General features: G+C 61.4%; 10 protein-coding genes. 7 read left to right on the top strand and 3 right to left on the bottom strand.

What is annotated here, in order from left to right:
• Positions 1 to 224: 224 nt before the first annotated feature.
• The 5 genes from HP547_RS25090 (at position 225) to HP547_RS25070 (ending at position 4896) form a co-directional block, all read left to right on the top strand.
• Positions 225 to 2663, top strand: coding sequence for a Lon protease family protein (locus HP547_RS25090; RefSeq protein WP_172288072.1), 2439 nt, complete (start codon positions 225 to 227; stop codon positions 2661 to 2663).
• 162 nt (positions 2664 to 2825) lie between these two features.
• Positions 2826 to 3164 carry a hypothetical protein gene (locus HP547_RS25085; protein WP_085673987.1) on the top strand — a complete coding sequence of 113 codons (339 nt, stop codon included), beginning with the start codon at positions 2826 to 2828 and terminating at the stop codon, positions 3162 to 3164.
• Between the two features lie 107 nt (positions 3165 to 3271).
• Positions 3272 to 3760, top strand: coding sequence for a TIGR00645 family protein (locus HP547_RS25080; protein ID WP_016501546.1), 489 nt, complete (start codon positions 3272 to 3274; stop codon positions 3758 to 3760).
• Between the two features lie 127 nt (positions 3761 to 3887).
• Complete coding sequence (locus tag HP547_RS25075) at positions 3888 to 4193, top strand: DUF6482 family protein (protein ID WP_172228949.1); 306 nt, start codon at positions 3888 to 3890, stop codon at positions 4191 to 4193.
• Between the two features lie 85 nt (positions 4194 to 4278).
• Positions 4279 to 4896 carry an FKBP-type peptidyl-prolyl cis-trans isomerase gene (locus HP547_RS25070; protein WP_172228947.1) on the top strand — a complete coding sequence of 206 codons (618 nt, stop codon included), beginning with the start codon at positions 4279 to 4281 and terminating at the stop codon, positions 4894 to 4896.
• 142 nt (positions 4897 to 5038) lie between these two features.
• Here the strand turns inward: HP547_RS25070 and HP547_RS25065 are convergent, their stop codons facing one another.
• The 3 genes from HP547_RS25065 to HP547_RS25055 all read right to left on the bottom strand — a co-directional run bounded on the left by HP547_RS25065 (position 5039) and on the right by HP547_RS25055 (position 6866).
• Positions 5039 to 5284 (bottom strand): hypothetical protein, encoded by a 246-nt coding sequence (locus tag HP547_RS25065; protein WP_010951938.1) that lies wholly within the window; start codon positions 5282 to 5284, stop codon positions 5039 to 5041.
• 84 nt (positions 5285 to 5368) lie between these two features.
• Positions 5369 to 5710 carry a zinc ribbon domain-containing protein YjdM gene (locus HP547_RS25060; RefSeq protein WP_172228945.1) on the bottom strand — a complete coding sequence of 114 codons (342 nt, stop codon included), beginning with the start codon at positions 5708 to 5710 and terminating at the stop codon, positions 5369 to 5371.
• Between the two features lie 187 nt (positions 5711 to 5897).
• Positions 5898 to 6866 carry a polyprenyl synthetase family protein gene (locus HP547_RS25055; protein WP_172228943.1) on the bottom strand — a complete coding sequence of 323 codons (969 nt, stop codon included), beginning with the start codon at positions 6864 to 6866 and terminating at the stop codon, positions 5898 to 5900.
• 244 nt (positions 6867 to 7110) lie between these two features.
• On the opposite strand from HP547_RS25055, the gene rplU reads away from it, so the two are divergent.
• Both rplU and rpmA read left to right on the top strand, forming a co-directional pair.
• Positions 7111 to 7425, top strand: a complete 315-nt coding sequence (gene rplU / locus HP547_RS25050) for a 50S ribosomal protein L21 (protein ID WP_003247466.1) — start codon at positions 7111 to 7113, stop codon at positions 7423 to 7425.
• Between the two features lie 38 nt (positions 7426 to 7463).
• Positions 7464 to 7721: a 50S ribosomal protein L27 gene (gene rpmA / locus HP547_RS25045; protein WP_003247464.1), complete on the top strand. Its 258-nt coding sequence runs from the start codon at positions 7464 to 7466 to the stop codon at positions 7719 to 7721.
• Positions 7722 to 7820: the final 99 nt, after the last annotated feature.

Genomic DNA, 7820 nt, shown 5'->3' with positions numbered 1-7820 from the left:
AGGGTCAGGGTTTCTGGCAACTCGGTTGCCAGGTCGGGAAAGCATTTCACCCACCCGCGCAGCTTGGAGTTTAGGCACGATCTAAAGGTTGCGTTGTTGATTGCGAAAAATTTGCTGTTACATGACTTGCACCGGCTGCGACATAAAGTCTCGCCGAGCCTTGCAAGGCGCGCGCGGGCAGCGCCAGAATGCTGCGTATCTGCCCGCCGAAGTAAGGAAACCCAATGCCCGATCCTGTCGCTGCGCGCCTGCGTCTCGCGCCTGAAGCCCTGACCCGGCGTTTCTCACCCGAGCAGTTTGCCTTTACCAATACCGACGATCTGGAGCCGTTTCGCGGAGTCCTGGGCCAGGAACGTGCTGTCGAGGCCCTGCAGTTCGGCGTGGCCATGCCCCGCCCTGGTTACAATGTGTATGTGATGGGCGAGCCCGGCACCGGCCGCTTCTCGTTCGTCAAGCGCTACCTGAAGGCCGAAGGCAAGCGCCAGCACACCCCGGCGGACTGGGTGTATGTCAACCACTTCGAAGACAGCCGCGAGCCGCGCGCGCTGGAGTTGCCGTCTGGCAGTGCCGGGGAATTCATCAACGACATGAGCGGGCTGATCGACAACCTGCTGGCCACCTTCCCGGCAGTGTTCGAGCACCCGTCGTACCAGCAGAAGAAGGGTGCCATCGACCGCGCCTTCAACCAGCGTTACGACCGCGCCCTGGATGTGATCGAGCGCGCTTCGCTGGAGAAGGACGTGGCCTTGTACCGCGATGCCAGCAACGTGGCCTTCACCCCGATGGCCGAGGGCAAGGCGCTGGATGAGGCCGAGTTCGCCCAGTTGCCCGAAGAGGTGCGCGAGCAGTTCCACGATGACATCGCCATGCTCGAGGAGCGGCTGAACGAAGAGCTGGCCAGCCTGCCGCAGTGGAAGCGCGAGTCGAACAACCAGCTGCGTCAGCTCAACGAAGAAACCATTACCCTGGCCCTGCAACCTTTGCTGGCGCCGCTGTCGGAAAAGTACGCGGAAAACGCGGCGGTCTGCGCCTACCTGCAATCGGTGCAGCTGAACCTGCTGCGCACCGTGGTCGAGCAACTGGTCGACGACAGCAAGACCGACGCGGTCGCACGCAAACTGCTCGAAGAGCAGTACGCCCCAAGCCTGGTAGTCGGCCACCACGCCGACGGCGGGGCGCCGGTGGTGTTCGAGCCGCACCCGACCTACGACAACCTGTTCGGCCGCATCGAATACAGCACCGACCAGGGCGCGCTTTACACCTCGTACCGCCAGCTGCGCCCGGGCGCATTGCACCGTGCCAATGGCGGATTCCTGATTCTCGAAGCCGAGAAAATGCTCGGCGAGCCATTCGTGTGGGACGCCCTCAAGCGCGCCCTGCAGTCGCGCAAGCTGAAAATGGAGTCGCCCATTGGCGAACTGGGCCGCGTGGCCTCGGTCAGCCTGACACCGCAGATGATTCCGCTGAACGTGAAGCTGATCATCATCGGCTCGCGCCAGCTGTACTACGCGTTGCAGGACCATGACTCGGACTTCCAGGAGATGTTCCGGGTGCTGGTGGACTTCGACGAAGACATGCCCATGGTCGACGAGAACCTGGAGCAGTTCGCCCAACTGTTGCGCACCCGTACCAACGAAGAGGGCATGGCGCCGCTGACCAGCGACGCAGTGGCGCGCCTGGCCACCTACAGCGCCCGCCTGGCAGAGAACCAGTCGCGCCTTTCGGCGCGTATCGGCGACCTTTTCCAGCTGGTCAGCGAGGCCGATTTCATCCGCCAGCTGGCCAGTGACGAAATGACCGACTCCGGCCACATCGAACGGGCGCTCAAGGCCAAGGCCACCCGCACCGGGCGTGTATCGCAACGGGTGCTGGACGACATGCTGGCCGGGATCATCCTGATCGACACCGAAGGCGCGGCCATCGGCAAGTGCAACGGGCTGACGGTGCTGGAAGTAGGCGACTCCGCGTTCGGCATGCCGGCGCGGATCTCCGCCACCGTCTACCCGGGCGGCAGCGGCATCGTCGACATCGAGCGCGAGGTCAACCTCGGCCAGCCAATTCACTCCAAGGGGGTGATGATCCTGACCGGCTACATGGGCAGCCGCTATGCCCAGGAATTCCCGCTGGCGATTTCCGCGAGCATCGCCCTGGAGCAGTCCTACGGCTACGTGGACGGCGACAGCGCCTCGCTGGGTGAAGCCTGCACCCTGATCTCGGCGTTGTCGCGTACGCCGCTCAAGCAATGCTTCGCCATCACAGGTTCCATCAACCAGTTCGGTGAAGTGCAGGCAGTGGGTGGGGTCAACGAGAAGATCGAGGGCTTCTTCCGCCTGTGCGATGCGCGTGGCCTGACCGGCGAGCAAGGGGTGATCATTCCGCGGGCCAACGTGGCCACGCTGATGCTCGACGAGCGTGTGCTGCAGGCGGTGGAGAATGGGATGTTCCACGTCTACGCCGTCAGCCAGGCCGATGAGGCACTGAGCCTGTTGGTGGGCGAGGAAGCCGGTGTGCCGGATGAAAAGGGCCAGTTCACCGAGGGCAGCGTCAACGCCCGGGTGGTGGAGCGCCTGCGCGAAATTGCCGAAATGATCGGTGAGGAAGAAATCGAAAGGGCGGAAAAGGAACGCCTGGAAGAGATGATTGCCCAGGCCAAGCCGGCCTGAGTCAATAAACCGGCGCTAGCGGCGATGTGCTACCGTTCAGCGCCGGTTTTCCAACTTTCTGCGCGGCTATTCTATGCTGGAACTTAGGACAGTATCAGCGTTCAGGATGGAGACAGCCTGAGTTTTTCGGGCTGAACAAGGCTCTATGGAGGGGACGCGGCCATGCGCAACCTCAGCCTCACACGCCAGTGCCTGGGCCTGGTGACCCGCATCGAATGCAGCATTCGCCCGCTGGCCGGGGACAACGGCATGTGGACCTTGCTGTTCGCCGCCGGCATGGCCGGTGAACAACCTTCCGCGATCAAGGCCCAGGGCCCGTTCCATGGGCCGATGGTGGCCGAATCGGTGCTCAATGCCATTGTCGACAGCCTGACCCTGCATGGGTATCAGGTGGCCGAAGACCCGCAAATCTGGTGTCTGCATCTGCAGGCGCAATTACGGCGGATCAATGGCGAGCGCTGTCGCAACCTTGGGGATTACCAGTTTCATCCTGAGACCTGAACGACTGCCGGGGCTGCCGGGCAGCCCCAACACCGGGCTTTTGCTGTAACAGGTGGCTGGCTATACTCGCCGTCGCTTTTTTAGTCACCTGACGAGTCCCGAACTTCATGGAACGTATTCTCGAAAATGCGATGTATGCCTCGCGCTGGCTGCTCGCACCTATCTACTTTGGCCTGTCCCTCGGCCTGCTGGCCCTGGCGCTGAAATTCTTCCAGGAAGTGGTCCACGTCCTGCCCAATGTCTTTGCCCTGAGCGAGGCGGACCTGATCCTGGTGATCCTGTCGCTGATCGACATGTCGCTGGTGGGCGGCCTGCTGGTGATGGTGATGATTTCCGGCTACGAGAACTTCGTCTCGCAACTGGACATCGACGACAGCAAGGAAAAGCTCAACTGGCTGGGCAAGATGGACTCTTCGTCGCTGAAGATGAAGGTGGCCGCATCGATCGTGGCGATTTCGTCCATTCACCTGCTGCGGGTGTTCATGGATGCGCAGAACATCTCTACCGATTACCTGATGTGGTACGTGATCATCCACATGACCTTCGTGGTGTCGGCGTTCTGCATGGGTTACCTGGACAAGCTGACCAAGCACTGAGCCTGGTCGAAGCTGACGCCGCCCGCCCGTTGCAAAACGGACGGGCGGCGTCGTCTCTGGCTTGTGCTTTTGCTCTGCCTGTACAAAAAATGAGCTCTCATGCACGGTTCCCACGCGAGGTGCTCTCATGAACCTGCAGAAGCTCAATGCCGAGGCCAGGGCTGGCCATGTCGACGAACTGAACCTGATCGCCATCGAAGGCGGTGACTACCTGCTCGAGGCCCGGGTAAAAGGCCACGCGCATCCCTTGTCCGATGCCCGTGGGGAACGCCTGCGCGTGCACTCGGTGGAGGAAGCCCGCAAGTTGCTGCAAACCATCCCGTTGGTCTCGATGCACCTGGTCCACTGGTCGGTCCAGGACGAAATGTGCGGCATGGGTTCGCACCCTGAAGAAGACCTGAAGGTGCCGATTTCCCAGCGCTCGGCCTGGTAGCTGCTCGCCGCGCCCCAGTGTGCTAGGCTGCTCGCCCTTTTCATCAAGGGCGCGGCTGCACTGCGCCCTGCAGTGGAGCACGACCATGTCCGAACTCAACCTGTCCACCGACGAAACCCGCGTAAGCTACGGCATCGGCCGCCAGCTGGGCGGCCAGCTGCGCGACAACCCGCCACCGGGCGTTAGCCTGGATGCTATCCTGGCCGGCCTGACCGACGCCTTCAATGGCGCCGACAGCCGCGTCAGCGAAGCCGACCTGTCGGCCAGCTTCAAGGTCATCCGCGACATCATGCAAGCCGAAGCTGCCGCCAAGGCCGAAGCCGCCGCTGGCGCTGGCAAGGAATTCCTGGCTGAAAACGCCAAGCGTGACGGCATCACCACCCTGGCTTCGGGCCTGCAGTTCGAAGTGCTGACCGCTGGCGAAGGCGCCAAGCCGACCCGCGAAGACAACGTGCGCACGCACTACCACGGCACCCTGATCGACGGCACCGTGTTCGACAGCTCCTACGAGCGTGGCCAGCCGGCTGAATTCCCGGTCGGTGGCGTGATTGCTGGCTGGACCGAAGCCCTGCAGCTGATGAACGCTGGCAGCAAATGGCGCCTGTACGTGCCGAGCGAGCTGGCTTACGGCGCCCAAGGCGTTGGCAGCATCCCGCCGCACAGCGTGCTGGTGTTCGACGTCGAGCTGCTCGACGTTCTGTAACACCGCTGGGGCCGCCTTGCGGCCCATTCGCGGGTAAACCCGCTCCCACAGGTATTGTGCACAATTCAAGCGTTGTACGATTCCTGTGGGAGCGGGTTAATCGTGGCGACGAACCGCCGCGAAGAGGCCGGCCCTGCTGGCCTCAATTCCAATCCGTTCCCCCAGGGCGCAATGCCCGTGCATAGCAGAACAGAAACAAATTCCGCACCAGCTCCTTGAGGACCCCCGGTTCACTCGAATTCAACCCGCTCATGTCCAGGTCGCCCTGGTCACGCAATTCGTCGAGCGCTTCTTCTTCAAGCACCGCGCACACTTCGCCGGTTTCCCGATGAAGAATGCGCAGGTAGGGGTGAGGGCGTTCCAGCCAGGCGTCGATCAGATAAGTCATGGCTATTCTCCTTGGATAGCAGTTCCAATGAGAATAATTCTTATTATCAAAATAGCAAGCGCCAATTGGCAGAATCTTGAGTAATCAGACTTTGCGTACGAACTCGGACTTCAGCTTCATGGCGCCGATGCCGTCGATTTTGCAATCGATGTCGTGGTCGCCGTCGCACAGGCGGATGTTCTTGACCTTGGTGCCGACCTTGACCACCAGGGACGAGCCTTTGACCTTGAGGTCCTTGATCACGGTGACGGTATCGCCGTCCTGCAGGATGTTGCCGACCGAGTCCTTCTTCACCACCTCATCGCTGGCCGCTTCGGCGTCGCCGCTGGCCGACCACTCGTGGGCGCATTCAGGGCAGATCAGCTGAGCGCCATCCTCATAGGTGTATTCGGAGTTGCATTTCGGGCAGGGCGGCAGAGTGCTCACTTCGGTTCCTCAAACAAACAGACAGGCGGTTAAAGGCCTGCATTGTAAAAGGTATTTTCCCAGAAGTGATTATGTCCGGACAAAAGCATTCGCGGGCTTGCCCGCTTCCACAGGGATAGCACCAACCTCAGCGGCGGTACTCATCCTGTGGGAGCGGGCAAGCCCGCGAAGAGGGCGACTCGCTCTATCAGTGAGTACGGGCTACGGCGAACTCGCTCAGTTCTACCAGCGCATCCCGGTATTCGCTGGCCGGCAGCACTTCCAGGCAGGCAATGGCACGCTTCACGTAATCGCGCGCCAGCTCTGCGGTGTACTGCAGCGCACCCGACTCTTCGACTGCCACGCGAATCTGCTCCAGGTCCTCCAGGCCACCCTTCTGGATGGCCTTGCGCACCAGCGCCGCCTGCTCGGCAGTACCTTCGCGCATGGTGTAGATCAGCGGCAGGGTAGGCTTGCCTTCGGCCAGGTCGTCACCGACGTTCTTGCCCAAGGTCTGCGAGTCACCCTTGTAGTCCAGCAGGTCGTCGACCAGCTGGAAGGCCACGCCCAGGTGGTCACCAAAGGTTCGCAGGGCCTCGCGCTGCTCTTCGCTCGCCCCGGCCAGCGCAGCGGCGCTGTGGGTCGAGGCTTCGAACAGCATGGCGGTCTTGCCGCGGATGACCTCCATGTAGACGTCCTCGGTGGTGCTGGCGTCGCGTACCCGCGACAGCTGCAGCACTTCACCCTCGGCAATCACGCGGGTGGCCTTGGACAGAATCTGCATGACCGGCATCGAGCCCAGTTCGACCATCATTTCGAACGAGCGCGAATAAAGGAAGTCGCCTACCAGTACGCTCGGCGCGTTGCCCCACAGGGCATTGGCGGTGGAGCGGCCACGGCGCATGCCGGACATGTCGACCACGTCGTCGTGCAGCAGGGTGGCGGTGTGCAGGAATTCGATGGTAGCGGCCAGCAGGCGCAGGTCGTCGCCCTCGCGGCCGAGCGCCTTGCCACACAGCAGTACCAGCAGGGGACGCAGGCGCTTGCCACCGGCGGACGTGATATAGTCGCCGATCTTCGATACCAGCGGCACGCGCGAGGTCAGCTGCTTCTTGATGATCTCGTCGACGGCGCTGAAGTCATCAGCCACCGCGCGGTAGAAGGTTTGGGGTTGCATCGGCTGCTCCAATAAGGTTGCGCGGCATGCTAGGTCGCGGGTCCCGGTGTGTCAAGGCGCGGTGCCTGCTGGCCGGGGGCGGTACTTGCAAGCAAAACCCGGGTTGCGTACAATCGCGCACCCTAACTTCCTGGGCAGCACCTGCCTTACGCAATTGCGCCGGGCCGTTCCAGCCCTGTGCAGCCATGCCAGCCAATACTCATCATATAAAGCGCTGGGTGAGCAGGATTATCGGAGAAATACCATGTCTTACGCAGTAATCGTTACCGGCGGCAAGCAGTACAAAGTCGCTGAAGGTGAATTCCTCAAGATCGAGAAGCTGGAAGTCGCCACTGGCGAATCCGTGACTTTCGATCGCGTTCTGCTGGTCGCCAACGGTGAAGAAGTCACCATCGGTGCTCCAGTGGTTGCTGGCGCTAAAGTAGTGGCCGAAGTCGTTTCGCAAGGCCGCCACGACAAGGTTCGCATCATCAAGTTCCGTCGTCGTAAGCACCACATGAAGCGCATGGGCCACCGCCAGTGGTTCACCGAGATCAAAATCACCGGCATCCAGGCTTAATCCCCTAGATCCCCTGAATTTATTTGGAGAATTGAACCATGGCTCACAAGAAGGCTGGTGGTAGTACTCGTAACGGTCGCGACTCAGAATCGAAACGCCTTGGCGTGAAGATGTATGGCGGCCAGGTTATCAAGCCGGGCAACATCATCGTCCGTCAGCGTGGCACCGAATTCCACGCCGGCTACGGCGTTGGCATGGGCAAGGATCACACCTTGTTCGCCAAGATCGAAGGCGTGATCAAGTTCGAGAAGAAAGGCGAGTTCATGCGCCGTTACGTGAGCATCGTCGCCGCTTAATTGCGACGTCGCTCCAGAAGCCCCGTCATGCGACGGGGCTTTTTCGTTTGTGTTGAGCCTCTTGCAAAGCTGTTTGTATGGGCTGCCGGCGTGGGTTTC

The sequence above is a fragment of the Pseudomonas sp. CM27 genome (assembly GCF_013179515.1).
Lineage (GTDB): Bacteria > Pseudomonadota > Gammaproteobacteria > Pseudomonadales > Pseudomonadaceae > Aquipseudomonas.
Note: the sequence above shows the minus strand (reverse complement) of the source record. Positions and strands in the feature narration are given on the sequence as shown.

Coding starts and splice junctions, on each gene's coding strand:
- HP547_RS25090 (WP_172288072.1), top strand. CDS start 225: ATGCCCGATCCTGTCGCTGCGCGCCTGCGTCTCGCGCCTGAAGCCCTG.
- HP547_RS25085 (WP_085673987.1), top strand. CDS start 2,826: ATGCGCAACCTCAGCCTCACACGCCAGTGCCTGGGCCTGGTGACCCGC.
- HP547_RS25055 (WP_172228943.1), bottom strand. CDS start 6,866: ATGCAACCCCAAACCTTCTACCGCGCGGTGGCTGATGACTTCAGCGCC.
- HP547_RS25075 (WP_172228949.1), top strand. CDS start 3,888: ATGAACCTGCAGAAGCTCAATGCCGAGGCCAGGGCTGGCCATGTCGAC.
- rpmA (WP_003247464.1), top strand. CDS start 7,464: ATGGCTCACAAGAAGGCTGGTGGTAGTACTCGTAACGGTCGCGACTCA.
- rplU (WP_003247466.1), top strand. CDS start 7,111: ATGTCTTACGCAGTAATCGTTACCGGCGGCAAGCAGTACAAAGTCGCT.
- HP547_RS25070 (WP_172228947.1), top strand. CDS start 4,279: ATGTCCGAACTCAACCTGTCCACCGACGAAACCCGCGTAAGCTACGGC.
- HP547_RS25065 (WP_010951938.1), bottom strand. CDS start 5,284: ATGACTTATCTGATCGACGCCTGGCTGGAACGCCCTCACCCCTACCTG.
- HP547_RS25080 (WP_016501546.1), top strand. CDS start 3,272: ATGGAACGTATTCTCGAAAATGCGATGTATGCCTCGCGCTGGCTGCTC.